The organism is Citrobacter sp. Cpo091 (genome assembly GCF_030332645.1).
Lineage (GTDB): Bacteria > Pseudomonadota > Gammaproteobacteria > Enterobacterales > Enterobacteriaceae > Citrobacter > Citrobacter portucalensis.
In genome coordinates this window covers 49,060-73,772 of the sequence record NZ_JAOWHL010000027.1, presented here as the reverse complement: position 1 = coordinate 73,772, position 24,713 = coordinate 49,060, and the positions used below count along the sequence as shown (strand labels likewise).

The 24,713-nt window shown below is 53.6% G+C and carries 19 protein-coding genes; 10 read left to right on the top strand and 9 right to left on the bottom strand.

Annotated elements, in window-relative coordinates; genetic code table 11:
- The first annotated feature begins 8 nt into the window (after positions 1–8).
- The 5 genes from rpoN (at position 9) to npr (ending at position 3,496) form a co-directional block, all read left to right on the top strand.
- The gene (gene rpoN, locus OGY04_RS02485) at positions 9–1,442 is read left to right on the top strand and encodes an RNA polymerase factor sigma-54 (RefSeq protein WP_032945120.1); all 1,434 of its coding nucleotides are present in this window, start codon (positions 9–11) and stop codon (positions 1,440–1,442) included.
- A gap of 22 nt (positions 1,443–1,464) precedes the next feature.
- Positions 1,465–1,752, top strand: a complete 288-nt coding sequence (hpf, locus tag OGY04_RS02480; protein ID WP_003025078.1) for a ribosome hibernation promoting factor — start codon at positions 1,465–1,467, stop codon at positions 1,750–1,752.
- Positions 1,753–1,835: 83 nt separating this feature from the next.
- Complete coding sequence (gene ptsN / locus OGY04_RS02475) at positions 1,836–2,327, top strand: PTS IIA-like nitrogen regulatory protein PtsN (RefSeq protein WP_003025083.1); 492 nt, start codon at positions 1,836–1,838, stop codon at positions 2,325–2,327.
- A gap of 45 nt (positions 2,328–2,372) precedes the next feature.
- Complete coding sequence (rapZ, locus tag OGY04_RS02470) at positions 2,373–3,227, top strand: RNase adapter RapZ (protein WP_003025085.1); 855 nt, start codon at positions 2,373–2,375, stop codon at positions 3,225–3,227.
- Complete coding sequence (gene npr, locus OGY04_RS02465; RefSeq protein ID WP_003828770.1) at positions 3,224–3,496, top strand: PTS phosphocarrier protein NPr; 273 nt, start codon at positions 3,224–3,226, stop codon at positions 3,494–3,496. Before rapZ ends, npr begins: the two co-directional genes overlap by 4 nt.
- A 66-nt stretch (positions 3,497–3,562) precedes the next feature.
- Here the strand turns inward: npr and mtgA are convergent, their stop codons facing one another.
- The 4 genes from mtgA to mnmL all read right to left on the bottom strand — a co-directional run bounded on the left by mtgA (position 3,563) and on the right by mnmL (position 8,597).
- Positions 3,563–4,282 carry a monofunctional biosynthetic peptidoglycan transglycosylase gene (mtgA, locus tag OGY04_RS02460; RefSeq protein ID WP_071444704.1) on the bottom strand — a complete coding sequence of 240 codons (720 nt, stop codon included), beginning with the start codon at positions 4,280–4,282 and terminating at the stop codon, positions 3,563–3,565.
- Positions 4,279–4,932 carry an isoprenoid biosynthesis glyoxalase ElbB gene (elbB, locus tag OGY04_RS02455; RefSeq protein ID WP_286584700.1) on the bottom strand — a complete coding sequence of 218 codons (654 nt, stop codon included), beginning with the start codon at positions 4,930–4,932 and terminating at the stop codon, positions 4,279–4,281. Before elbB ends, mtgA begins: the two co-directional genes overlap by 4 nt.
- 229 nt (positions 4,933–5,161) lie before the next feature.
- Positions 5,162–7,498, bottom strand: coding sequence for an aerobic respiration two-component sensor histidine kinase ArcB (arcB, locus tag OGY04_RS02450; protein WP_235126469.1), 2,337 nt, complete (start codon positions 7,496–7,498; stop codon positions 5,162–5,164).
- Between the two features lie 169 nt (positions 7,499–7,667).
- Positions 7,668–8,597 carry a tRNA modification radical SAM protein MnmL/YtqA gene (mnmL, locus tag OGY04_RS02445; protein ID WP_103014945.1) on the bottom strand — a complete coding sequence of 310 codons (930 nt, stop codon included), beginning with the start codon at positions 8,595–8,597 and terminating at the stop codon, positions 7,668–7,670.
- Between the two features lie 684 nt (positions 8,598–9,281).
- On the opposite strand from mnmL, the gene gltB reads away from it, so the two are divergent.
- The 4 genes from gltB (at position 9,282) to OGY04_RS02425 (ending at position 17,941) form a co-directional block, all read left to right on the top strand.
- Complete coding sequence (gltB, locus tag OGY04_RS02440; RefSeq protein ID WP_286584697.1) at positions 9,282–13,742, top strand: glutamate synthase large subunit; 4,461 nt, start codon at positions 9,282–9,284, stop codon at positions 13,740–13,742.
- 12 nt (positions 13,743–13,754) lie between these two features.
- Complete coding sequence (locus OGY04_RS02435; RefSeq protein ID WP_008785940.1) at positions 13,755–15,173, top strand: glutamate synthase small subunit; 1,419 nt, start codon at positions 13,755–13,757, stop codon at positions 15,171–15,173.
- A 247-nt stretch (positions 15,174–15,420) separates the two neighbouring features.
- Positions 15,421–16,671, top strand: coding sequence for a cytosine permease (codB, locus tag OGY04_RS02430; RefSeq protein ID WP_032945130.1), 1,251 nt, complete (start codon positions 15,421–15,423; stop codon positions 16,669–16,671).
- On the top strand, positions 16,661–17,941 hold the full coding sequence (locus OGY04_RS02425) for a cytosine deaminase (protein WP_032945132.1): 1,281 nt from the start codon (positions 16,661–16,663) through the stop codon (positions 17,939–17,941). Before codB ends, OGY04_RS02425 begins: the two co-directional genes overlap by 11 nt.
- Positions 17,942–17,999: 58 nt before the next feature.
- On the opposite strand, the gene nanQ is transcribed toward OGY04_RS02425, so the two are convergent.
- The 5 genes from nanQ to nanR all read right to left on the bottom strand — a co-directional run bounded on the left by nanQ (position 18,000) and on the right by nanR (position 22,980).
- A complete protein-coding gene (gene nanQ, locus OGY04_RS02420) occupies positions 18,000–18,467 on the bottom strand; it encodes an N-acetylneuraminate anomerase (RefSeq protein ID WP_057067638.1) in 468 nt (155 codons plus the stop codon).
- Between the two features lie 2 nt (positions 18,468–18,469).
- On the bottom strand, positions 18,470–19,339 hold the full coding sequence (gene nanK / locus OGY04_RS02415) for an N-acetylmannosamine kinase (RefSeq protein WP_286584696.1): 870 nt from the start codon (positions 19,337–19,339) through the stop codon (positions 18,470–18,472).
- A 96-nt stretch (positions 19,340–19,435) separates the two neighbouring features.
- Positions 19,436–20,926: a sialic acid transporter NanT gene (gene nanT, locus OGY04_RS02410; protein WP_003828791.1), complete on the bottom strand. Its 1,491-nt coding sequence runs from the start codon at positions 20,924–20,926 to the stop codon at positions 19,436–19,438.
- Positions 20,927–21,035: 109 nt separating this feature from the next.
- Positions 21,036–21,929 carry an N-acetylneuraminate lyase gene (nanA, locus tag OGY04_RS02405; protein ID WP_003828793.1) on the bottom strand — a complete coding sequence of 298 codons (894 nt, stop codon included), beginning with the start codon at positions 21,927–21,929 and terminating at the stop codon, positions 21,036–21,038.
- Positions 21,930–22,188: 259 nt separating this feature from the next.
- Positions 22,189–22,980 (bottom strand): transcriptional regulator NanR, encoded by a 792-nt coding sequence (nanR, locus tag OGY04_RS02400; RefSeq protein ID WP_008785946.1) that lies wholly within the window; start codon positions 22,978–22,980, stop codon positions 22,189–22,191.
- Positions 22,981–23,339: 359 nt separating this feature from the next.
- On the opposite strand from nanR, the gene dcuC reads away from it, so the two are divergent.
- Positions 23,340–24,707 carry an anaerobic C4-dicarboxylate transporter DcuC gene (dcuC, locus tag OGY04_RS02395; protein ID WP_286584695.1) on the top strand — a complete coding sequence of 456 codons (1,368 nt, stop codon included), beginning with the start codon at positions 23,340–23,342 and terminating at the stop codon, positions 24,705–24,707.
- The last annotated feature ends 6 nt before the right edge of the window (positions 24,708–24,713 follow it).

The window sequence follows — 24,713 nt, the reverse complement described above, 5'->3', positions numbered from 1 at the left end:
CTCTGAACATGAAGCAAGGTTTGCAACTCAGGCTTAGCCAACAACTGGCGATGACGCCTCAGCTACAACAGGCTATCCGTCTGTTGCAGCTGTCCACGCTGGAACTTCAGCAAGAACTTCAGCAAGCGCTGGAAAGTAACCCACTGCTCGAGCAAACCGATCTTCACGACGAAATTGATACCCAGGAAAAACAGGACAGCGAAACCCTCGACACCGCAGATGCTCTCGAACAAAAAGAGATGCCTGAGGAGTTGCCGCTTGACGCCAGTTGGGATGAAATTTACACCGCCGGGACGCCTTCGGGCACCAGCGGAGATTACATCGACGACGAACTGCCTGTGTATCAGGGTGAGACCACGCAATCACTACAGGATTACCTGATGTGGCAAGTGGAACTGACCCCGTTCTCGGATACCGATCGCGCCATTGCGACATCCATTGTAGATGCGGTAGACGAAACCGGTTATCTCACCGTGACCCTGGACGATATTCTCGAAAGCATGGGCGATGACGACGTCGGTATGGACGAAATCGAAGCTGTGCTTAAACGCGTTCAGCGCTTTGATCCCGTTGGCGTGGCCGCCAAAGATCTCCGTGACTGCTTACTGATCCAACTTTCGCAGTTTGATAAAGCCACACCGTGGCTGGAAGAAGCGCGTCTGATCATCAGCGATCACCTCGATCTGTTAGCCAACCATGACTTCCGCACCCTGATGCGCGTGACCCGACTGAAAGAAGACGTGCTGAAAGAAGCCGTCAATCTTATTCAGTCGCTGGATCCAAGACCTGGGCAATCGATCCAGACCGGCGAGCCGGAGTACGTTATTCCGGATGTGCTGGTGCGTAAGCATAACGATCGCTGGGTGGTCGAACTCAACGGCGACAGCATTCCGCGCTTACAGATTAACCAGCACTACGCCGCGATGTGCAATAGCGCGCGCAACGATGCCGACAGCCAGTTTATTCGTAGCAATCTGCAGGATGCGAAGTGGCTGATTAAAAGCCTGGAAAGCCGCAATGATACGTTGCTGCGCGTCAGCCGCTGCATCGTTGAGCAGCAGCAAGCTTTCTTTGAGCAAGGCGAAGAGTTTATGAAACCGATGGTGCTGGCGGATATCGCCCAGGCCGTCGAGATGCACGAATCGACCATTTCCCGTGTGACCACGCAAAAGTATCTGCACAGTCCGCGCGGCATTTTTGAATTGAAGTATTTCTTTTCCAGTCACGTTAACACTGAAGGCGGAGGTGAAGCCTCATCCACAGCTATCCGTGCGCTGGTGAAGAAATTAATTGCTGCGGAAAACCCCGCGAAACCGCTGAGTGACAGCAAGTTAACCTCTATGCTGTCAGAACAGGGTATCATGGTGGCACGCCGCACCGTTGCGAAGTACCGAGAGTCTTTATCCATTCCGCCGTCTAACCAGCGCAAACAGCTGGTGTGACCCAACCGATAAGGAAGACACTATGCAGCTCAACATCACTGGAAACAACGTCGAAATCACCGAAGCCCTGCGCGATTTTGTGAATACAAAATTTGCCAAGCTCGAACAATATTTCGACCGGATTAATCAGGTCTATATTGTGTTGAAAGTGGAGAAGGTTACACATATCTCGGATGCAACACTGCATGTGAACGGTGGCGAAATTCATGCCAGCGCGGAAGGTCAGGATATGTACGCCGCCATTGACGGTTTAATTGATAAACTGGCTCGGCAGTTAACAAAACATAAAGATAAACTGAAACAGCACTAACTTGTCCGGGCAGTTAGCGGGTGCAGGACGGCCTGTTGTGTAGCACAACGGGCCATTTGTACAGTTAGCGCTTAGGTGAAATTATGACAAATAACGATACGACTCTACAACTGAGCACTGTTCTTAACCAGGAATGTACACGCGCAGGCGTTCACTGCCAAAGCAAGAAACGCGCACTGGAAATCATCAGCGAACTTGCGGCAAAACAGCTTAGCTTGCCTTCTCAGGTGGTATTTGAAGCCATTCTGACGCGTGAAAAAATGGGCAGTACCGGCATCGGTAATGGTATTGCTATCCCGCACGGAAAGCTGGAAGAAGACACGATGCGCGCGGTTGGTGTGTTTGTTCAACTCGAAACACCCATCGCCTTCGACGCCATTGATAATCAACCTGTCGATCTGCTTTTCGCCCTGCTGGTCCCGGCAGACCAAACCAAGACGCATTTGCATACGTTGTCACTGGTCGCAAAACGTCTGGCAGATAAAACCATCTGTCGTCGTCTGCGCGCCGCGCAGAGTGACCAGGAGTTGTATCAAATCATCACGGACACCGAAGGTGGACAGGATGAAGCATAACAACCCAATGGCATCCTTTTTTGTCGTTGTGAGGAGAAACAGTACATGGTACTGATGATCGTCAGCGGCCGTTCAGGGTCAGGTAAATCTGTCGCCCTGCGTGCGCTGGAAGATATGGGTTTTTACTGCGTGGATAACCTTCCCGTAGTGCTGTTGCCCGATCTGGCTCGTACACTGGCCGATCGCCAGATTTCTGCTGCCGTCAGCATTGATGTGCGCAACATGCCTGAGTCCCCGGAAATTTTTGAGCAGGCAATGAATAATCTGCCCGAGGGTTTCTCACCACAGCTGCTGTTCCTTGATGCAGACCGTAACACGCTGATTCGTCGCTACAGCGACACGCGCCGTTTACACCCGCTTTCCAGCAAGAACTTGTCTCTGGAAAGCGCTATCGATAAGGAAAGCGATTTGCTGGAGCCACTGCGCTCTCGCGCTGACCTGATCGTTGATACCTCCGAAATGTCCGTACACGAACTGGCGGAAATGTTACGTACCCGACTGCTGGGTAAACGTGAACGTGAATTGACAATGGTATTCGAATCCTTTGGTTTCAAACACGGTATCCCGATTGATGCGGATTACGTCTTTGACGTGCGCTTTCTGCCTAACCCACACTGGGATCCGAAGCTGCGCCCAATGACCGGTCTTGACCGCCCCGTCGCCGCATTCCTCGATAGGCACACAGAAGTACACAATTTTATCTACCAGACTCGCAGCTATCTTGAGCTATGGTTACCCATGCTGGAGACCAACAACCGTAGCTACCTTACCGTAGCCATCGGCTGTACCGGCGGGAAACACCGTTCGGTGTATATTGCAGAGCAGCTGGCAGACTACTTCCGCTCACGCGGTAAAAACGTGCAGTCACGCCATCGTACGCTGGAAAAACGTAAATCATGACCGTGAAGCAAACCGTTGAAATCACCAATAAGCTGGGCATGCATGCCCGCCCAGCGATGAAACTGTTTGAATTGATGCAGGGTTTCGAAGCAGAAGTTTTGCTGCGTAATGATGAAGGAACGGAAGCCGAGGCCAACAGCGTTATCGCTCTGCTGATGCTGGATTCAGCCAAAGGGCGTCAGATAGAAGTCGAAGCCACGGGACCACAGGAAGTAGAAGCCCTGGCCGCAGTGATTGCCCTGTTTAATTCAGGGTTTGATGAAGATTAATCGAGTACACAGAACGTAGCCAGTAGGCCGGATAAGGCGTTTACGCCGCATCCGGCAATAACTACGCTAATACAGCTTATTTTCCCGCATAAACGACTCACCACCTAACTGGCGCATTTGGCGCATAATCCAGGCCTGGCGGTTACGCACATAACCAGAAGGCGCATTCGCCTTAAAACGCAAAGGATTGGGCAATACTGCCGCCAGCAAGGCCGCTTCAGACAGGCTCAACCGACTGGCCGGTTTATGAAAATACCGTTGCGCCGCCGCCTCCACGCCAAATATCCCATCGCCAAACTCGGCGATATTCAAATAGACGGTCAAAATACGTTTCTTACTCCAGACGGTTTCCATACCCAGCGTTAGCCCGGCTTCGAGACCTTTACGCACCCAGCTACGTCCATCCCACAAAAAGAGGTTTTTCGCCGTCTGTTGAGATAACGTTGACGCCCCGCGAATGCGGTTTTCATTGCGTTCATTGTGCGCCAGCGCTTTCTCTATGGCGGTGACGTCAAACCCCCAGTGGTCTGGAAACTTCTGGTCCTCCGCAGCAATCACCGCCAGCCCCATCCACGGTGAGATCTCATCCATACTCACCCAGTCCGAGTGCGCCACATAGCCGAAATCACCGGACAGCCATGCGCCCAGCTGTCGCTCGACCATTACCGCCGAGAAAGGCACAGGCATCACGCTGAAAAGTGCAATGCCCCCGCCCCAGAATACGGCGAGGACAACCACCGCCCGCAGAAAAATACGTCGCAGAAAGGCGGTTACTCCTTTTCTCATTCAGTCAGCACCAGCACACGCGATACCAGTTTATCGATGCCACTCGCAGCCTGAGCGATGTCCTGCGCCAGCATATAGGCAGGCGTGGTGACGATTTTGTTGTCTTCATCGACGACAATATCATCAACCGGACAAGGCACATGCTCAGCGCCCATCTCTTCCAGCACCTCTGCCGTGTCGATATCAGTGCCGATGGTCAGACGCAGCGGGAAGTCAAAAATTTTAGGTAACATGGCAGGCGCAATGCACATAAACCCCAACGGCTTACCCGCCTGATGCATGGCCATCGCCAGCGCGGCTAAATCGCTGTCAACCCGGCATTCGCTGCCCTGACTGGCAAAATTGCTCAGATTTTTGGCCGCACCAAACCCACCCGGCACGATCAACGCATCCAGTTCCGATGAGACTGCCTGCGCAAGTGGGCGAATATCGCCACGTGTGATACGCGCGGCTTCAATTAGCACATTGCGAGTTTCCAGCATCGGCTCGCCGGTCAGATGATTAATCACATCCGCTTGTTGTTTATCTGGTGCGAAACAGACAGCCTGAGCGCCGTTGCGGGCAATCGCCAGAAGCGTGAGAACAGTTTCATGGATCTCTGCACCGTCATACACGCCGCATCCGCTGAGCACTACACCCACTTTTTTCATCGTAATACTCCTTTCTCAACTGGCTGAAACATATTAGTTATTATGATTTAAATGCTACGCTTCACACATTTAACTGATTCATGTAACAAATTATTTAAGATTTGCTATCTTAACTGCGTGCGGCCTGAAAATTAGGGCTGCGCCCTTGTAAACAATGATAATAATTTACGGCGCAGCCACGATTTCCCTGGTGTTGGCGCAGTATTCGCGCACCCCGGTCAAGCCGGGGTCATTTTTTTTCCACACTCGCCACCCAGGCTTTTAATACTGCCACGTCGTGCTGCCACTCCTGCTTCATCTCTTCAATCCATTCAGCAACGTTATCTTCCCAGGCAGGAAGATCCGGCGACTGGATTTGCTGACCTAGCTGTTGCAGGTGACGCAGCCCCACTGAACCTGCTGCGCCTTTAATTTTATGGCCTTCCTCAACAACACCTTTTTTATCCCGTGCCGTCAGGTTGGACTCCAGCACGCTCAAATATCCCGGCATCATCTTCTCAAACACCGCCAGCCCGTCGGTAATTAACTTCGGTCCCACCAGCTCGAGGTATTGTTCCAACATAGGAATATCTAACAGCGCTTGCGATTTACTGCTTTCTTCAGATGTCACAGTGCTCTCCTCTTCGTTTCGGGTATCCCAGTATTTTTTGATCATGGCGGTTAGCGCCGGAACCGACAGCGGCTTACTCAGCACGTCGTCCATGCCTGCGTCCAGATACTCTTTTTTATCTTTCAGTACGTTGGCGGTGAGTGCAACCAGCGGTGGCAGCTCTTCACGGGCATATTTTTGCGTGAGCTCCCGCGAGATATCCAGACCGGTCATATCCGGTAGCTGAATATCCAGCAGCACCAGGTCATATTCACCCGGCGTAAACATTTCCAGCGCGGCTTTCCCGGTCATCGCGACATCCACGCTGTTGCCTAATTTTTCCAGCACGGAGCGCGCAACAATAACGTTCAGCTCAATGTCTTCTACCAGCAGCACATTCAGGGCTGGCAGCGGCATTTCATCGTCTTCAAAAGCATCTTCAATCTCTTCCGCTACCGCAGGCGCATGCACGGTCAGCGTAAAGATGGACCCTTTTCCTGCCTGGCTGGAAACCGTAATATCACCGCCCATGTTTTTCGCCAGACGCTTCGACACGGCCAAACCAATCCCTGTCCCCGTTGCCGGTTTACCGCCGTTGCTGTCCTTCACCTGATAATACATAGCGAAGATTTTATCCTGCTCATCCTGCGGAATGCCGATGCCGGAATCTTCAACTTCGAAATGCAGCATATTCCCCTGGTCATAGCGCGCCCGCACGGTCACCTGCCCCTGCTGGGTAAACTTCACGGCGTTGCTGATCAGATTCCACAGGATCTGACGCAGACGCGTTCCGTCGGTAATGACCTTATGCGGCAGCGGTAACGTCGGCTCAAGCACAAAGCGCAGCCCTTTTTGCTGCGCCTGTAGGCCAGAGAGGTTTTCCAGATCTGCCATAAAGCTGGTGAAATCGATTGGCTGGTTATCGAGCTGGACTTTACGTCGCTCCATCTTATCCATATCGATAATATCGTTGAAAATATTCCCCAGCGTCACAGCAGAGACGTGGATTGTTTTCAGGTATTTTTCCTGCTCCGCGGTCAGATCCGTATCCAGCAGGATCCGGCTTAAGCCGACAATGCCGTTAAGCGGGGTGCGCAACTCGTGGCTGATGGTAGAAATAAAGGTGGTCTTATCGCGGCTGGCGCGCTCAAGCGCATCCTGATAACGCTTACGCTCGGTAATATCGCGCCCAAAGCCCATCAGACCATGTCGTTTACCTACGCGGTCATAGTAAGGCACTTTGCGAATTTCAAAGCAGGCTTTGCGCCCGTCCGGGTAGTCCAGCCACTGTTCGTAGGTGAGCGAAACATTATGACGGAACACCTTCTCGTCGGTCTCAATCACCTTTTCAGCCGCTTCAGGAGAGTAAACGTCAGCCGGTTTTAAGTTCACCAGCTGCTTTTCGCTTTTGCCAGTCAGCAGCTCCATAGCACGGTTACAGCCGGAAAACTCTTTATCTTCATTGCGATAAAAAACCAGATCCGGCGAGGCATCAAGGAAAGAGCGTAAAAAGGAAGACTGTTGCTCAAGCTGGATCTGCGCCTCTTCGCGCTCTTTGATTTCAACCTTCAGTTGCTCGAATGTTTCCTGGCGCTCTGCTTCGGCTTTTTCACGCTCAACAATTTCCTGATTGAGCTGGGCAATATTATCTTTCAGCTGCACATTGAGCTTGAGATCTCGCTCGCGCATCTCTTCCAGCTTTTGTACCAGTCGTGACAGGCGTTGCCGGGACTCCTCAAGTTGCTCCACCACCACAGACAAGAAATAGACGGCCCAGGGGGTAATTAACAGACCAAAAAAGATAGAACGGATGACATCAATGCTTTCTACCTGGCCATGCAGCACCATGGTGACAGCCATCTGCACCACAATTGCCAACACGACCAGAGCCAGCGCCAACAGCAGCGAAAAGCGCACCAGACCTAACTTCATCATCAGGTCGACGTAATATTGCGCCAGCATACGGATTTGCTTCATAGAGGGTTCCTTCACGACAACTTGGCACAATAATACTCAATTCTCAGCGTGACGTTGAAGATTGTGCAAGAAATGCGGAGGTTATCGGTGAAATGACCGCGGAGAGGCCATCAGGCAAGCAGGCGCAGATTGCCGGATGTCGGCTTTGCCTTATCCGGCCTACGGAGAGTTAGTTCTCAGGCTGTACCCATGGCGTACCGAGCGCCGAGCCTTGCACACCGTACTTGTTAAGGTACTTATCCAGTTCGACCATGCCGGTCCAGCGGTTTTCACACCATAGCGGTGCCAACAGCGTTGGGCGGCGCGCGCTGGCGGAAATTCGATGATAAATCACCTCTGGCGGCGTATGACGGATCATCTCCCCGGCGGTAACCGTATAGTCGTCCAGTTCAATTCCGTTCAGCCGCCCGGCTTCCCAGGCTTTCGCCATCGTACTGCCTTTCACAATATGCAGCGGGTGCAGCTTAATACCGTCAACACCCGTCTCCACTACACGTTCCATGGTTTGCAGGCATTCTGCCTGCCCTTCTCCCGGCAGACCGACAATCAGGTGCGAGCACACTTTCAGCCCACGCTCGCGTGCCAGTCGCGTAGTGCGTTGGTAGCAGGCAAAATCATGGCCGCGGTTAATACGATGCAGGGTTTTGTCATGCGCGGTTTGCAAACCGAGCTCCAGCCATACCTCATAGCCGAGGTCTTTATACTCGCAAAGCAGATCGAGTACCGCATCCGGCACGCAGTCGGGGCGCGTCCCAACGCATAACCCGACGATACTGGCCTGGCTAACCGCCTGCTGATACATCGAACGCAGCACCTGCACTTCAGCAAAGGTGCTGGTATAGGCCTGGAAATAGGCCAGATAGCGTTTCGCGCGATTGACCAGATGCGCCTGATGCTCAAGCTGCTCGGCAATAGAATGGTGCTGCTGTGCTTCATCGGCAAACGAGGCAACATTGCAGAAAGTACACCCGCCACGTCCGATGGTGCCATCACGATTTGGACAGCTAAAGCCGCCGTGAAGCGTGAGTTTATGAACCTTTTGCCCGTAACGGCGAGAAAGATCCCCACCAAACATATTGACTAATTTCTGTAACTGCATAATCTGGTAGACCGCGCCTTGAAAAGAGGCCAAAGCCTGCCATTTTTTGCCCCAGTCGGCGATGACCTGGATCAATCGCCCTGGCGTGCCTTTATTCATTGCATAACAAATCAAAATAATCGAAATTTCATTCATTCAAAATGAAATTACTTTTCCTTATATCCGACTGTTTTTTTTATCTTCTTATACTCTCAGCATAAAAACAGTATCTTTAAGACGCCAAAACTCTAAAAACCAGCATAAAATGCCAAGCATAGCGATAAACAAAGGGAGGACGGGGGATATACAGCCTTTCTGACAGTGAGACAGATCACACTTCACTCTCCATTCTCCTTGCGTTAAATCAATGTAAAAAAGCCTTAAATTTCAACGTATTCATAAAGTTAATCGCCCTATAGCACATTTTTGCATAAATAAGATTGCCATTTGACCTGTGTGTGGATTCCCGATAACGTGGAAATCCGCTGGAAGCTTTCTGGATGAGCAGTCTGCTCATCATATTTATGCAGTAATTGAGATTCCCTCTGAAGCAAGTCCTCAAACTTGTTTGACCTATGCGAAAAGGATAAAGAGGGCGAATGCGAGGTAAGCGTATGACACGCAAACCCCGTCGCCATGCTCTTGGTGTGCCCGTGCGCAACGGTCCAGATGGGAATCCCGCAGAGCCTGGGGAGGTTCACTGATATGTTGTACGATAAATCCCTTGAGAGGGATAACTGTGGTTTCGGCCTGATCGCCCACATAGAAGGCGAACCTAGCCACAAGGTAGTGCGTACCGCCATACACGCACTGGCCCGCATGCAGCACCGTGGCGCAATTCTAGCCGATGGTAAAACCGGCGATGGTTGCGGTTTGCTGTTACAAAAACCTGACCGCTTTTTCCGCATCGTGGCGCAAGAGCGCGGCTGGCGTTTAGCTAAAAACTATGCCGTCGGCATGATCTTTTTAAATAAAGACGCTGAACTGGCTGCGGCTTCTCGTCGCATTGTCGAAGAAGAATTACAGCAGGAGACCCTGTCGATTGTCGGCTGGCGCGACGTGCCGACCAACGAAGGTGTTCTCGGTGAAATCGCCCTCTCCTCCCTGCCTCGTATCGAGCAAATTTTTGTCAACGCCCCTGCGGGCTGGCGTCCACGTGATATGGAGCGCCGCCTGTTCATCGCGCGCCGTCGTATCGAAAAACGCCTCCAGGACGATAAAGACTTCTACGTCTGTAGCTTGTCGAACCTGGTCAATATCTATAAAGGTCTGTGTATGCCGGCGGACCTGCCGCGCTTTTACCTGGACCTGGCGGATCTGCGTCTGGAATCAGCCATCTGCCTGTTCCACCAGCGCTTCTCCACCAATACCGTACCGCGCTGGCCGCTGGCGCAACCGTTCCGCTACCTGGCGCATAACGGTGAAATCAACACCATCACCGGCAACCGCCAGTGGGCACGCGCACGTACCTATAAATTCCAGACACCGCTGATCCCTGACCTGCACGACGCCGCACCGTTCGTTAACGAAACCGGTTCCGACTCCAGCTCAATGGATAACATGCTGGAACTGCTGCTGGCTGGCGGGATGGACATTATTCGCGCCATGCGTTTACTGGTGCCGCCGGCCTGGCAGAACAACCCGGATATGGACCCGGAGCTGCGCGCGTTCTTTGACTTTAACTCCATGCACATGGAGCCGTGGGATGGCCCGGCGGGCATTGTTATGTCCGACGGCCGTTTTGCCGCCTGTAACCTTGACCGTAACGGCCTGCGTCCGGCGCGCTACGTCATCACCAAAGACAAGCTGATTACCTGCGCTTCTGAAGTTGGGATCTGGGATTATCAGCCGGATGAAGTCGTCGAGAAAGGTCGCGTCGGCCCTGGCGAGCTGATGGTTATCGATACCCGCAGCGGGCGCATTCTGCACTCCGCCGAAACCGATGACGATCTGAAAAGCCGCCATCCGTACAAAGATTGGATGGAGAAGAACGTCCGCCGTCTGGTGCCGTTCGAAGACCTCGCTGACGATCAGGTCGGCAGCCGCGAACTGGACGATGACACGCTCGCCAGCTATCAGAAACAGTTTAACTACAGCGCCGAAGAGCTGGATTCCGTGATCCGCGTGCTCGGTGAAAACGGTCAGGAAGCGGTCGGCTCAATGGGTGATGATACCCCGTTTGCGGTGCTCTCAAGCCAGCCACGCATCATTTATGACTACTTCCGCCAGCAGTTCGCGCAGGTGACTAACCCGCCGATCGACCCGCTGCGTGAAGCGCATGTTATGTCGCTGGCCACCAGCATCGGTCGTGAGATGAACGTCTTCTGCGAAGCCGAAGGTCAGGCACACCGCCTGAGCTTTAAATCGCCGATCCTGCTGTACTCCGATTTCACCCAGCTCACCACCATGAAAGAGGAGCATTACCGCGCCGACCGCCTGGATATCACCTTCGACGTGACCGAAACCACGCTCGAAGAGACCGTCAAAGCATTGTGCGATAAGGCGGAACAGATGGTGCGTAACGGTACGGTGCTGCTGGTGCTCTCTGACCGTAACATCGCGAAAAACCGCCTGCCGGTTCCTGCACCGATGGCCGTAGGCGCAGTGCAAACGCGTCTGGTAGAACAAAGTCTGCGTTGCGACGCCAACATCATCGTTGAAACCGCCAGTGCCCGCGACCCGCACCATTTTGCTGTCCTGCTCGGCTTTGGCGCGACGGCCATTTATCCGTATCTCGCGTATGAAACGCTGGGACGACTGATCGACACTCAGGCGATTGCCAAAGATTACCGGACCGTGATGCTGAACTACCGTAACGGCATCAACAAAGGTCTGTACAAAATCATGTCCAAAATGGGCATCTCGACCATTGCCTCTTACCGCTGCTCGAAGCTGTTTGAAGCCGTTGGTCTGCACGATGATGTCGTGGCGCTGTGCTTCCAGGGCGTGGTCAGCCGCATCAGCGGCGCAGGGTTTAGCGACTTCCAGCAGGATCTGCTGAACCTCTCCAAACATGCATGGCTGGCACGTAAACCTATCAGCCAGGGCGGTTTGCTCAAATACGTCCACGGCGGCGAATACCATGCCTACAACCCGGACGTGGTGCGCACGCTGCAACAGGCGGTACAAAGCGGCGAGTACAGCGACTATCAGGAATATGCCAAGCTGGTCAATGAGCGTCCGGCGGCCACGCTGCGCGATCTGCTGGCGATTACGCCTGGCGATGAAGCCGTAAGCATTAGCGAAGTAGAACCCGCGACCGAACTGTTTAAACGCTTTGATACCGCAGCTATGTCCATCGGCGCATTAAGCCCCGAAGCACACGAAGCGCTGGCCGAAGCCATGAACAGCATCGGCGGCAACTCGAACTCCGGTGAAGGCGGTGAAGACCCGGCGCGCTATGGCACCAATAAAGTGTCGCGCATTAAGCAGGTTGCTTCCGGTCGCTTTGGCGTAACCCCGGCGTATCTGGTCAACGCCGATGTCATCCAGATTAAAGTCGCTCAGGGCGCGAAACCTGGCGAAGGCGGTCAGTTACCGGGTGATAAAGTCACCCCGTACATCGCCAAACTGCGCTATTCGGTACCGGGCGTGACGCTGATCTCCCCGCCGCCGCACCACGATATTTACTCTATCGAAGACTTAGCGCAGCTGATTTTCGACCTCAAACAGGTCAACCCGAAAGCGATGATCTCCGTGAAGCTGGTTTCCGAACCAGGCGTTGGCACCATCGCCACAGGCGTGGCGAAAGCCTATGCGGATCTGATCACCATTGCTGGCTACGATGGCGGTACCGGCGCAAGCCCGCTCTCCTCGGTGAAATATGCGGGCTGCCCGTGGGAACTCGGTCTGGTGGAAACCCAGCAGGCGCTGGTCGCTAACGGTCTGCGTCACAAGATTCGCCTGCAGGTTGATGGCGGTCTGAAAACCGGTGTCGATATCATTAAAGCGGCGATTCTGGGTGCGGAAAGCTTCGGCTTCGGTACCGGTCCAATGGTGGCGCTGGGCTGTAAATACCTGCGTATTTGCCACCTGAACAACTGCGCAACCGGCGTGGCGACTCAGGATGACAAACTGCGTAAGAATCACTATCACGGCCTGCCGTTCAAAGTGACTAACTACTTTGAATTTATCGCCCGCGAAGTCCGTGAGCTGATGGCGCAACTGGGTGTGAAGCGTCTGGTGGATCTGATTGGTCGTACCGACCTGCTCAAAGAGCTGGAAGGGTTTACCGCCAAGCAACAGAAACTGGAACTGTCTCGTCTGCTGGAAACCGCCGAACCGCATCCGGGTAAAGCGCTGCATTGCACCGAGAACAACCCGCCGTTTGATAACGGCGTGCTGAACGCTCAGTTGTTACAGCAAGCGAAACCGTTTGTCGACGAGCGCCAGAGCAAAACCTTCTGGTTCGATATCCGCAACACCGACCGTTCTGTTGGCGCGTCGCTGTCGGGCTATATCGCGCAAACGCATGGCGATCAGGGGCTGGCGTCTGACCCAATCAAAGCGCACTTCAGCGGTACCGCAGGCCAGAGCTTCGGCGTGTGGAACGCGGGCGGCGTGGAGTTGTATCTGACCGGTGATGCCAACGACTATGTCGGTAAAGGTATGGCGGGCGGTCTGCTGGCAGTGCGTCCTCCGGTTGGCTCTGCTTTCCGTAGCCATGAGGCGAGCATCATTGGTAACACCTGTCTGTATGGCGCCACCGGTGGCCGCCTGTTTGCCGCGGGTCGTGCGGGTGAGCGCTTTGCAGTACGTAACTCCGGCGCAATCACCGTGGTTGAAGGTATTGGCGACAACGGCTGCGAATATATGACCGGCGGTATCGTCTGTATTCTCGGAAAAACGGGCGTCAACTTCGGAGCGGGTATGACGGGTGGATTCGCCTACGTGCTCGACGAAGACGGTGAGTTCCGCAAACGCGTGAACCCGGAACTGGTAGAAGTGCTGAACGTGGACTCGCTGGCTATCCACGAGGAACACCTGCGCGGTTTGATTACCGAGCACGTACAGCATACCGGCTCTTCACACGGCGAAGAGATCCTGGCTAACTGGCCAGCATTCTCGGCGAAATTCGCGCTGGTAAAACCAAAATCCAGTGATGTGAAAGCACTGTTGGGTCACCGTAGTCGTAGCGCAGCAGAGCTGCGTGTGCAGGCGCAGTAAGGGGTAGCAGCAATGAGTCAGAACGTATACCAATTTATCGACCTGCAGCGCGTTGATCCGCCTAAGAAGCCGCTGAAGATCCGTAAGATCGAGTTTATCGAGATCTACGAGCCGTTTTCCGAAGGCCAGGCCAAAGCACAGGCAGACCGCTGCCTGTCCTGCGGTAACCCGTACTGCGAGTGGAAGTGTCCGGTGCATAACTACATCCCGAACTGGCTGAAACTGGCGAACGAGGGGCGTATTTTTGAAGCAGCAGAACTGTCGCACCAGACCAACACTCTGCCGGAAGTCTGTGGCCGCGTGTGCCCGCAGGATCGTCTGTGTGAAGGATCCTGTACGCTGAACGATGAGTTCGGCGCGGTGACTATCGGTAACATCGAGCGCTATATCAACGATAAAGCATTCGAAATGGGCTGGCGCCCGGATATGACCGGCGTGCGTCAGACCGACAAGCGCGTGGCGATCATCGGTGCCGGTCCGGCAGGCCTGGCCTGTGCTGATGTGCTGACCCGTAACGGCGTGAAGGCGGTGGTATTTGACCGCCACCCGGAAATCGGCGGTCTGCTGACCTTCGGTATCCCGGCCTTCAAACTGGAGAAAGAGGTGATGACCCGCCGTCGTGAAATCTTCACCGGTATGGGCATTGAGTTCAAATTGAACGTGGAAGTGGGCCGCGATGTACAGCTTGACGATCTGCTGAAAGATTATGACGCCGTGTTCCTTGGCGTAGGTACCTATCAGTCGATGCGCGGTGGGCTGGAAAACGAAGACGCTTCCGGTGTGTTTGATGCCCTGCCGTTCCTGATCGCCAATACCAAACAGTTGATGGGCTTTGGCGAAAGCAGCGACGAGCCGTACATCAGCATGGAAGGCAAACGCGTCGTCGTTCTCGGCGGTGGCGATACCGCGATGGACTGCGTGCGGACCTCGGTTCGCCAGAACGCAGCACATGTCATCTGCGCTTATCGTCGTGACGAAGAGAACATGCCGGGTTCCAAACGCGAAGTGAAAAATGCGCGTGAAGAAGGCGTCGAATTCCAGTTCAACGTCCAGCCTTTAGGCGTGGAAGTGAACGCCAACGGTAAGGTATGCGGTGTGAAAATGGCGCGTACCGAAATGGGTGAACCGGATGCGAAGGGCCGTCGCCGTGCGGAGATCGTCGCCGGTTCCGAACACGTTGTTCCGGCAGATGCGGTGGTACTGGCGTTTGGCTTCCGTCCGCACAGTATGGAGTGGCTGGCAAAACACAGCGTCGAACTGGATTCTCAGGGCCGCATTATTGCTCCAGAGCGCAGCGACAACGCCTTCCAGACCAGCAACCCGAAAATCTTCGCCGGTGGCGACATCGTGCGCGGTTCGGATCTGGTAGTCACCGCGATTGCCGAAGGTCGTAAAGCGGCAGACGGTATCCTGAACTACCTGGAAGTGTAATACAGCCTCTTAAGGCATCTCATCTGCCCGGGTGGGTGAGATGCCAAATTCCTGCCGCAATACCGCCAAACCTGCCGATTAAGCCAGTCTGACAACACGTTTAGTAAACAGGGCAAATAACCTTAACACCCCAAACAGATCAACATCATGAATAATAACCATGTAAAAATCAGACGAAAACGTTTGCTTTACGTTGAGAACTGTATATTATGCGGCGGATTTTTTGGGCAAAATTCATGGAGGCGTTGTGTCGCAAGACAACAATTATAGCCAGGGCCCCGTCCCTCTGGCGGCGCGAAAAGGCGTAGTTCCACTAACATTTGTCATGTTGGGACTCACATTCTTTTCCGCCAGTATGTGGACCGGTGGCACACTCGGTACCGGTCTTTCTTATAATGATTTCTTCCTGGCAGTTCTCTTCGGTAATCTTCTCCTCGGTATTTACACTGCATTTCTCGGTTTTATCGGCGCAAAAACAGGGCTCTCAACCCACCTTCTGGCGCGTTACTCATTTGGTGTGAAAGGTTCATGGCTTCCCTCTCTGCTGCTAGGCGGCACACAGGTAGGCTGGTTTGGCGTTGGTGTGGCCATGTTTGCTATCCCGGTTGGCAAAGCGACGGGAATTGACGTCAATATCCTGATTGCGGTTTCCGGTCTGTTGATGACCCTGACCATCTTTTTTGGCATCTCAGCGCTGACCGTTTTATCTATCATCGCCGTGCCTGCCATCGTCGTACTTGGCAGCTACTCCGTCTGGCTGGCAGTGAGCGATGTCGGCGGTTTGGAGCATTTAAAAGCGATAGTGCCGCAAACGCCGCTGGATTTCTCCACCGCACTGGCGCTGGTAGTCGGCTCGTTTGTCAGCGCAGGGACGTTAACCGCTGACTTCGTCCGTTTTGGCCGCAACGCCAAAGGCGCGGTGCTGATCGCCATGGTGGCGTTTTTCCTTGGCAACTCCTTGATGTTCATCTTCGGCGCTGCGGGCGCGGCTGCGGTTGGACAGGCGGATATCTCTGACGTGATGATTGCCCAGGGACTGCTGCTGCCCGCGATCATCGTTCTCGGCCTGAATATCTGGACCACCAACGATAATGCTCTGTACGCATCGGGCCTGGGATTTGCCAATATTACCGGCCTTTCCAGCCGTACGCTGTCGGTGGCTAACGGTATTATTGGCACACTATGCGCGCTGTGGCTTTACAATAACTTTGTCGGCTGGCTGACATTTCTGTCGGCAGCGATTCCCCCGATTGGCGGGGTGATCATCGCCGACTATCTGCTGAACCATCGCCGCTATGCCGACTTCAGCAAAGCGCAATTTATTTCCGTAAACTGGATAGCGATCCTGTCCGTTGCACTGGGCATCGCCGCTGGTCACTATATTCCCGGCATCGTGCCCGTCAATGCCGTACTCGGCGGCGTATTCAGCTATATCCTGCTGAATCCACTTTTCAATCGCAGCCTTGCTAAATCCCCGGAGGTCAGCCATGCAGAATAATAACATCACCATTCATCAGGCGCGTTTACAGGGACGTGAAGGGTTATGGCAAATCACGATTGAAAACGGGCGCTTTAGCCGTATTGAGCCTCAAGACGCAGCGACGTTACCACAGGGTGAAGTGCTTGATGCTGAAGGCGGTCTGGCTATCCCACCGTTCGTTGAGCCACATATCCATCTGGACACTACGCAAACCGCGGGCGAGCCGAGCTGGAATCAGTCTGGTACGCTGTTTGAGGGCATTGAACGCTGGGCTGAACGTAAGGCAATGCTCACTCACGAAGACGTCAAAGCGCGCGCCATGCAGACCCTGAAGTGGCAGATGGCCAACGGCATCCAGTATGTCCGTACCCACGTTGACGTTTCCGACCCAACGTTGACGGCGCTAAAAGCCATGCTGGAGGTGAAGCAAGAAGTCGCTCCGTGGGTAGAGCTACAGATTGTCGCGTTCCCGCAAGAAGGCATTCTTTCTTATCCCAACGGTGAAGCGCTCCTGGAGGAAGCCGTGCGTCTGGGCGCCGACGTCATTGGCGCGATCCCGCACTTTGAATTCACGCGTGAATATGGCGTAGAGTCGCTGCATAAGATTTTCGCTCTGGCGCAAAAATACGACAAACTTATCGACGTGCACTGTGACGAAATCGATGATGAGCAATCCCGCTTTGTTGAAACCGTTGCGGCGCTGGCGCATCGCTACAATATGGGCGAGCGCGTGACCGCCAGCCATACCACGGCGATGCATTCCTACAACGGCGCGTATGCTTCCCGTCTTTTCCGTCTGTTGAAAATGTCCGGCATTAACTTTGTCGCAAATCCACTGGTGAATATTCACCTGCAAGGGCGCTTTGACACTTATCCTAAGCGTCGTGGTGTTACGCGCGTCAAAGAGATGCTGGAAGCGGAGATCAACGTCTGCTTCGGTCATGATGACGTCTTCGATCCGTGGTATCCGCTGGGCACTGCGAATATGCTGCAGGTGCTGCATATGGGATTACACGTGTGCCAGCTGATGGGATACGGACAAATTAACGATGGGTTGAACCTGGTCACCACCCACAGCGCGAAAACCCTGCACCTGCAGGACTACGGTCTGAACGTGGGGAATTCTGCGAATCTGGTGATTTTGCCTGCAGAAAATGGGTTTGACGCGGTTCGTCGCCAGACACCTGCCCGTTATTCCATTCGTCATGGTCGAGTCATTGCCGAGACGGTCCCAAGCCAAACCACACTGCATCTGACGCAGCCAGAAACGGTGACGTTTAAGCGCTAGGTCGTTACATTCCATGTCGGATGGCGTTAGCCTTGCCATCCGACACAGTCTCTCATTCTCAAGCTTGTAATAAGCTGGCGCGGACTTTGATCACCACCTTTTTGATGTCCATCGGGGTCTGCACCACACAACCCGGTTTATGCGGCTCGCCCGGCATAAAAATCACAAATTTTCCCGGCTTCAGTACCATAGCCTGTTCATCGGCAATCTGGCTGCACAGCTGATAATCATCCTCGATGTGCATCTCTTCGCAGTGACGAGCAGAATCGGTCATCCCGAACAGAATCCGTTCTTCGCCGGACAACAGCATCTGAATATCAATGTACTGCTGATGCAGCTCCGCTTTCTTATGCTCTGGGCTCTGCGTTGTAAATTGCATGACATTCATAAAAATATTCTCGCCCTGCAACGTGTAGCGCCCAGGCGTTTTCTCCTGCGGATTCGCCGCAATGGCAAGCGTTAACGCCTGCTGCAAGACCGGATGTAATCCGGCAGAAGGCAATGAATTCAACGCATCTGATATCATCATCATTCTCCCTGGGCCAACAGCGCGGCCCCCAGTAATCCAGCGTCATGACGGCAATGCGCCGCCAGCAATTCCACGTGATAGGCCAAAGGCTCTTGTGCCAGATAATGTTCCACCAGCGCCAGATACCCTTCAGCCAGCCCAACGCTGCCGCCAATGACCACGCACTGACAATCAGTCGTGGCCTTCACATCGGCAACAAGCCTGGCCAAAGTACGCGCTGAGCGATGGATCAACCGGCTTGCCTGCTCATCCCCCTGCCCGGCACGGCTAAAAATAGTTTTGGCGTCGCATCCGGCAAGCGCGCCTTCGGCAGCCGCCGCTATTCCACGACCGGATGCGATCGCCTCAACGCAGCCCACACGCCCGCAGCCGCAAACAGGCCCATGCGGATCGGCCAGCGTATGTCCCAGATGCCCAGCTAAACCGCCGACTCCGGTCAGCAGTTTCCCACCGCTGACGACTCCCCCGCCAACGCCTGTGGAGACGGTAATAAACACCAGATCGCGGTACTCACCACCAAGCGCATGGTACTCAGCCCACGCCGCTGCCTGTGCGTCATTGACGGCCAGCGTCGGCAGGCCGGTGATTTGTTCCAGCGTTTGTGTCAGCGGAAAATGCATCAATCCGCCGAGGTTATGCGGATTCAGCGCCAGTAAAGCCCCCTCACGGATAATCCCCGTCGAGGCGATCGCCACCCGATTAGCACGCCCCTGTAGCGGGGCAACCAGTGTTTGTAACGCGGCGCGCAGCGCTTGCGGCGTTTTACTGACAGGCGTCGGCAGTTCACGCCGCTCGCGGACTTGCAGATTGTTGTCTATCAGCGCGGCAGCCAATTTGGTGCCGCCAATATCAATCGCCAGTGTGGTCATGACGCCGCCTCATGCATCGTGGTGGCGCTCTGTAGCTCAAAGAACGACATATCCTTCCCTTACGGCTATTGCCCGGTTCAGCACCGGGCAACTGGATTAACTTTTGGATTTCACCATAGTGCTTTTGTCACCGCCGAACGGCACGGCACCGCTAAACGGTCGACCATCAATGGCATCATGCGTACGCAACGCTTCAGGACGTAGCCAGCGCTGTACACGGGACGGCATATCAAGACCAATCAGCAGGATCACTACAAATGTCAGGCCGAAAGAGAGCGATCCCAGCGCGGTACCCAGATCCAGACGTTGGGCAATCAGCGCGCCGATGATCGGTGCCAGAGCCCCGCCCAGTGCGCCCACGTTATAGGTGAAGCCCAATCCCGCCGCACGCTGATCGGTATCGAAATAACCGCCAATCAGTTTTGGTAAGATCCCGGAGATCCCCTGGCCGAGCATTTGTTGGAAAAACAGCAGCAAACCCAGTACCCAGACGTTTGAACCGCCTATCGCAAACACCGGAATAATCAGCAACTGCGAGGCCAGCAGACTGCAGACATAGGCTTTACGCGTGCCCAGCCAGTCACCAAGAAAACCGCCGACGCAACACCCAACCGCCGCACCAAAACCGCTAAAGAAGAGCACTCTGGCCACCGTGGAAGGATCGTACAGCAGTTCCGTTTTCAGATAGGTTGGCAACAGCGCCTGAATCGGCCACGAGTACAGGAAGGCGAATAGCACGACCACCATCAGCATCACGCCCGTCGGCCAGCGTTTCCCGCTGCTTTGCACCATAAAGCTAATGAAGATAAAGGCGCATATCAGTCCCAGGACCGCCACGATAGCCGCATTTTGCAGGTTGCCAGCAAAGCAGAACCACAGCGCAGTTGCAGCGGCGAGCGTCATCAGAATATTAATTACCCGATGCTCGCCCCGGTAGAGAATGTCCACCATCGTGCGCACTGGCGCTTTGCCTTCGTGTTTTTCTTTCCAGTCTTCCGCTTCCGGAATATTTTTACGCAGCCAGAGGGCGAAGATAATTGGCAGGATGCCGATGAAGAACAGCGCGCGCCATCCCCAGACCGGGACCACCAGACTGTAGACCTGGGCGGCGATCACGGCACCAACGGAAAAGCCGGAAATCAGGAAACCACTGGCTTTGTTTCGCAGGTGTTTAGGCCAACTTTCAATAACATAGGTTGCGCTGGAACCATACTCACCGGCCATTCCCATACCGATAACCAGGCGGGCGATAAACATGGTGGTGTAGCCCGGCGCGAAACCGCAGGCCAGCGTTCCCACAGAGAACAGAATGATGCTGGTGACCATTGCCAGGCGGCGTCCGTAGCGGTCGCCCATTGCCCCCAGCATTAACCCGCCAAACCAACGGGAGATAAAGGCGGCCGAGATCAGGCTGGCGGCCTGCACCGTCGTCAGTCCGAATTCGCCCTGCACTTCTGTCAGCACCAGGGCGATTAACACAAAATCGAAACCATCAAGCAAATATCCCAGCCAGGCGGCGGAAAATGCCCGCCATTGTGCCCGATTGAGATGGCGATACCACGGGATGTTCTGGGTAGAAGTACTCATTTTACTCTCCCGACGATTTTTGTTGTTGTGCCGGGTGGTGGCTTTGCCTTACCCGGCCTACGGTCGAAGATCCAGGCCGGGCAAGCGAAGCGCCCCCGGCTACCCGTGATTACGCCTTTTCCGCCAGCAGTTGGTTTGCCAGCGCTTTCAGTTCCGGCAGATAGTGTTCATCTACCGGGGCAAAGGGTTTACGGCACAGTGGGACAGAAACCACATCCATATAGTGCAGTACTGTTTTCAGACCGCGGAATACGCCAACCTTAATAAGCAGATCGATAACCTTATTGCACTCGGTTTGCAGCTTTTGCGCCGTGCGGATGTCACCTTCTTTGAGCGCTTTCACAATTCCCTGATAGCGCCACCCCATGATGTTGTAAGTGCTACCGATACCGCCATCTGCGCCCGCAAGCAGTCCGGAAGCAAAGATCTCGTCATAGCCGTTATAAAGCACCAGATCGGGATGAGCGCGGCGGATCTGTTCCATCTGATAGAGATCGCCCGAAGTTTGCTTCAGTGCGCCAACGCCTGGCAGCGTTACCAGCGTGTTGATCTGATCCAGCGTCAGTTTTACGCCGCTCAGCGCCGGAATGTTATAGACCACCATCGGTAAACCATCAGCGGAATCAATAATTGCGCGGTAGTGATCGCAATGTTCTTCAAAGCTGAACGGATAGTAAAACGGTGTAACGGCCGAAACGGCATCAAAGCCGTAACGATGTGCCGCACTCGCCAGCTGTTGGCTCTCTTCAGTACTCACCGTGCCAACATGGGCGATCAGCGTCACCTTACCTTTCGCCTCTTCGGCAACAATTTCCAGTACCTGCTCTCTTTCAACGCGGTTTTGGACAAAGGCCTCACCCGTTGAGCCACCGACATAGAGCCCGTCTACACCCTGACCAATGTTGAAACGCACCAGGCGGCGCAAACTCTCGATGTCCAGTCTCTGTTGGTTATCGAATGGGGTTAACAACGCTGGCATTACGCCTTTTAAATCTCTTGCCATAACGACCTCTGACGATGATTAGTGTTATCTAACTGCATACCTTTATACCTGTTATACCAGATCAAATAAGCAGCAATACAATACAGAACGCTTATAGTGCGATCTACTTCACTAAACACTTCATCCTTCGAGCCGCCTCTGCGTTAGCTGCGTTCGCTCACCCCTGTCACATAGTTATCTATGCTCCAGGGAACTCGCTCTCTTGCCGCCTTGATGCAACTTGAATGATTTTGTGTTTAAACGATCGTCGGGATCGCGATCACTTACGCAACTTTTTACTTTTGCTGAAGGCATGCCAGGTCGCGGAAACGCTATTGAGGTGTTCTTGCAGTGCGCGGTCAGCTTCTTCAGGATCGCGCTGGCGAATTGCGTCGACAATAGCGATATGCTGCTGATAACTCACGTTGTTGTGCTCATACAACTCTTGATCGGCGACGGTCGGACGGGCGGCAATCAGCCAATCTAACAGCGCAACATGGATAGCCATAAAGATAGGATTGCCCGGGATCTCAGCCAGTACACGGTGAAAATCAACGTCCGAGCGGATGAACAACGTATTGTCATCGAGCGACTGGCTGTTGATCTCCAGTGCTTTAGCCAGTCTGTCGATTTGCTCATCTGTCGCATGTTCGGCGGCGTATCGTACCAGGCTGGATTCAAAGAACAGTCGCAACTGCTCGAAGTGGGCAATGCCACCGGGATGTGCGAGGAAATCTTTCGCCATACCAGACAGCTCGCTGATGATGGTATCAGCTGAAGGACGCGAAACGCGGGCGCGCTCGCCGTTGTTGATTTGTACCAGACCTTTGCGTTTTAACGCGGCCAGCGCTTCTCGTACAGAAGGACGGCCCACGTTAAAGAAGGCCATCAGCTCCCGCTCAGACGGCAACTGTTCGCCCTCGCCAAATTCCCGACGACGAATCATCTGCTCCAGTTCTTCTTCAACCATTTCAGACAGTTTTTTACGCGCCAACGGGCGATTGCGTAAGCTACGGCCAATGGTGGATGGAGAGTCTTCAGCTTGCGAATCAAATGCGTTCATAGGGTCCATTCAGCTAAGTCGTGGTGACAAACAACAGCGGGTTTATCCTAACACAGGATCGAAAGCAGGGTGAAATGATGGACGATCTGATCCTGCTGGCTTATTGATAATATACGTAACAGCAATATTATTTTAAGCGAGTATCTTCTGCCTCACTTTAATTGAATGGAGTTAAATAGCTTCATGAAAATTATGAATATGAACGTGATTATTTATCATAACCTTCTATTTTATAACGATAAATAATTACATTATCGAATTAAAAATAAGATATTCACTCCATAAAAAATGCCCAGAAAAATATAACATCCGTTTTGACAACAGCATTATTACCGGATTTATCTTCTTCTCTGGCATGGAGTGAAACAATGTTTGGCATCATTATCTCTGTCATCGTTTTATTAACGATGGGTTACCTGATCCTCAAAAACTACAAACCGCAGGTCGTGCTGGCCGCCGCCGGGATCTTCCTGATGATCTGCGGCGTCTGGCTGGGCTACGGCGCGTTGGTCGCTAACGACAAAAGCAGTGGCTATCTACTGGTCGATATTTACAATGAAATTTTGCGTATGCTCTCCAACCGCGCGGCCGGACTGGGGTTATCAATCATGGCGGTGGGCGGTTATGCCCGTTATATGGACAGAATGGGGGCCAGCAGAGCGATGGTTAGCCTGTTAAGTCGCCCGCTCAAGCTAATCCGCTCCCCCTATGTAGTGCTTGCCGCCACCTATGTGATTGGTCAGATCATGGCGCAGTTCATTACCAGCGCATCCGGGTTAGGTATGTTGCTGATGGTGACGCTGTTCCCAACGCTGGTTAGTCTTGGCGTAAGCCGTTTATCCGCTGTTGCGGTCATTGCCACTTCGATGTCGATTGAGTGGGGCATTCTGGAAACCAACTCTATTTTTGCCGCGCAGGTCGCGGGCATGAAAATCGCCACCTATTTCTTTCAATACCAGTTGCCCGTCGCGTCGTGTGTCATTGTCGCCGTCGCCATTGCGCATTTTTTCGTTCAGCGTCAATTTGATAAAAAAGCCGCACCGGAAAGTAACGGATTTGCGGAACAAAAGGCGCTGGAAAACGTACCCCCGCTCTATTACGCCATTTTGCCGGTGATGCCGCTGATCCTGATGCTGGGCTCGCTTGCCCTTGCACAAATGGGGCTAATGAAAGCAGAGTTGAATCTGGTGGTGGTGATGTTGATGAGCATGACGCTGACTATGTTTGTTGAATTCCTGCATAAACATAATCTGCGCGAAACGATGGATGATGTGCAGGCTTTTTTTGACGGCATGGGGACGCAGTTTGCCAACGTTGTCTCCCTGGTGGTCGCCGGTGAAATCTTTGCGAAAGGGTTGACGACTATCGGGACTGTCGATGCCGTAATAAAAGGCGCAGAGCATTCCGGTCTTGGCGGTATCGGCGTGATGATCATCATGGCGGTGGTCATCGCCGCCTGCGCAATCGTCATGGGGTCAGGCAACGCGCCGTTTATGTCTTTTGCCAGCCTCATTCCGGATATTGCCGCCGGGCTGCATATTCCTGCGGTAGTAATGATTATGCCGATGCATTTTGCCACTACGCTTGCCCGCGCGGTGTCACCCATAACCGCTGTAATTGTCGTGACATCGGGTATTGCCGGCGTATCGCCCTTTGAAGTGGTAAAACGTACAGCAATCCCGATGGCAGTAGGATTTGTGGTGAATATGGTAGCCACCATCGCGCTGTTTTATTGATACCAA

Excerpts from the sequence above, each read along its gene's own strand:
- rpoN (WP_032945120.1), top strand. The coding sequence starts at position 9 with ATGAAGCAAGGTTTGCAACTCAGGCTTAGCCAACAACTGGCGATGACG.
- hpf (WP_003025078.1), top strand. The coding sequence starts at position 1,465 with ATGCAGCTCAACATCACTGGAAACAACGTCGAAATCACCGAAGCCCTG.
- ptsN (WP_003025083.1), top strand. The coding sequence starts at position 1,836 with ATGACAAATAACGATACGACTCTACAACTGAGCACTGTTCTTAACCAG.
- rapZ (WP_003025085.1), top strand. The coding sequence starts at position 2,373 with ATGGTACTGATGATCGTCAGCGGCCGTTCAGGGTCAGGTAAATCTGTC.
- npr (WP_003828770.1), top strand. The coding sequence starts at position 3,224 with ATGACCGTGAAGCAAACCGTTGAAATCACCAATAAGCTGGGCATGCAT.
- mtgA (WP_071444704.1), bottom strand. The coding sequence starts at position 4,282 with ATGAGAAAAGGAGTAACCGCCTTTCTGCGACGTATTTTTCTGCGGGCG.
- elbB (WP_286584700.1), bottom strand. The coding sequence starts at position 4,932 with ATGAAAAAAGTGGGTGTAGTGCTCAGCGGATGCGGCGTGTATGACGGT.
- arcB (WP_235126469.1), bottom strand. The coding sequence starts at position 7,498 with ATGAAGCAAATCCGTATGCTGGCGCAATATTACGTCGACCTGATGATG.
- mnmL (WP_103014945.1), bottom strand. The coding sequence starts at position 8,597 with ATGCAGTTACAGAAATTAGTCAATATGTTTGGTGGGGATCTTTCTCGC.
- gltB (WP_286584697.1), top strand. The coding sequence starts at position 9,282 with ATGTTGTACGATAAATCCCTTGAGAGGGATAACTGTGGTTTCGGCCTG.
- OGY04_RS02435 (WP_008785940.1), top strand. The coding sequence starts at position 13,755 with ATGAGTCAGAACGTATACCAATTTATCGACCTGCAGCGCGTTGATCCG.
- OGY04_RS02425 (WP_032945132.1), top strand. The coding sequence starts at position 16,661 with ATGCAGAATAATAACATCACCATTCATCAGGCGCGTTTACAGGGACGT.
- nanQ (WP_057067638.1), bottom strand. The coding sequence starts at position 18,467 with ATGATATCAGATGCGTTGAATTCATTGCCTTCTGCCGGATTACATCCG.
- nanK (WP_286584696.1), bottom strand. The coding sequence starts at position 19,339 with ATGACCACACTGGCGATTGATATTGGCGGCACCAAATTGGCTGCCGCG.
- nanT (WP_003828791.1), bottom strand. The coding sequence starts at position 20,926 with ATGAGTACTTCTACCCAGAACATCCCGTGGTATCGCCATCTCAATCGG.
- nanA (WP_003828793.1), bottom strand. The coding sequence starts at position 21,929 with ATGGCAAGAGATTTAAAAGGCGTAATGCCAGCGTTGTTAACCCCATTC.
- nanR (WP_008785946.1), bottom strand. The coding sequence starts at position 22,980 with ATGGACCCTATGAACGCATTTGATTCGCAAGCTGAAGACTCTCCATCC.
- dcuC (WP_286584695.1), top strand. The coding sequence starts at position 23,340 with ATGTTTGGCATCATTATCTCTGTCATCGTTTTATTAACGATGGGTTAC.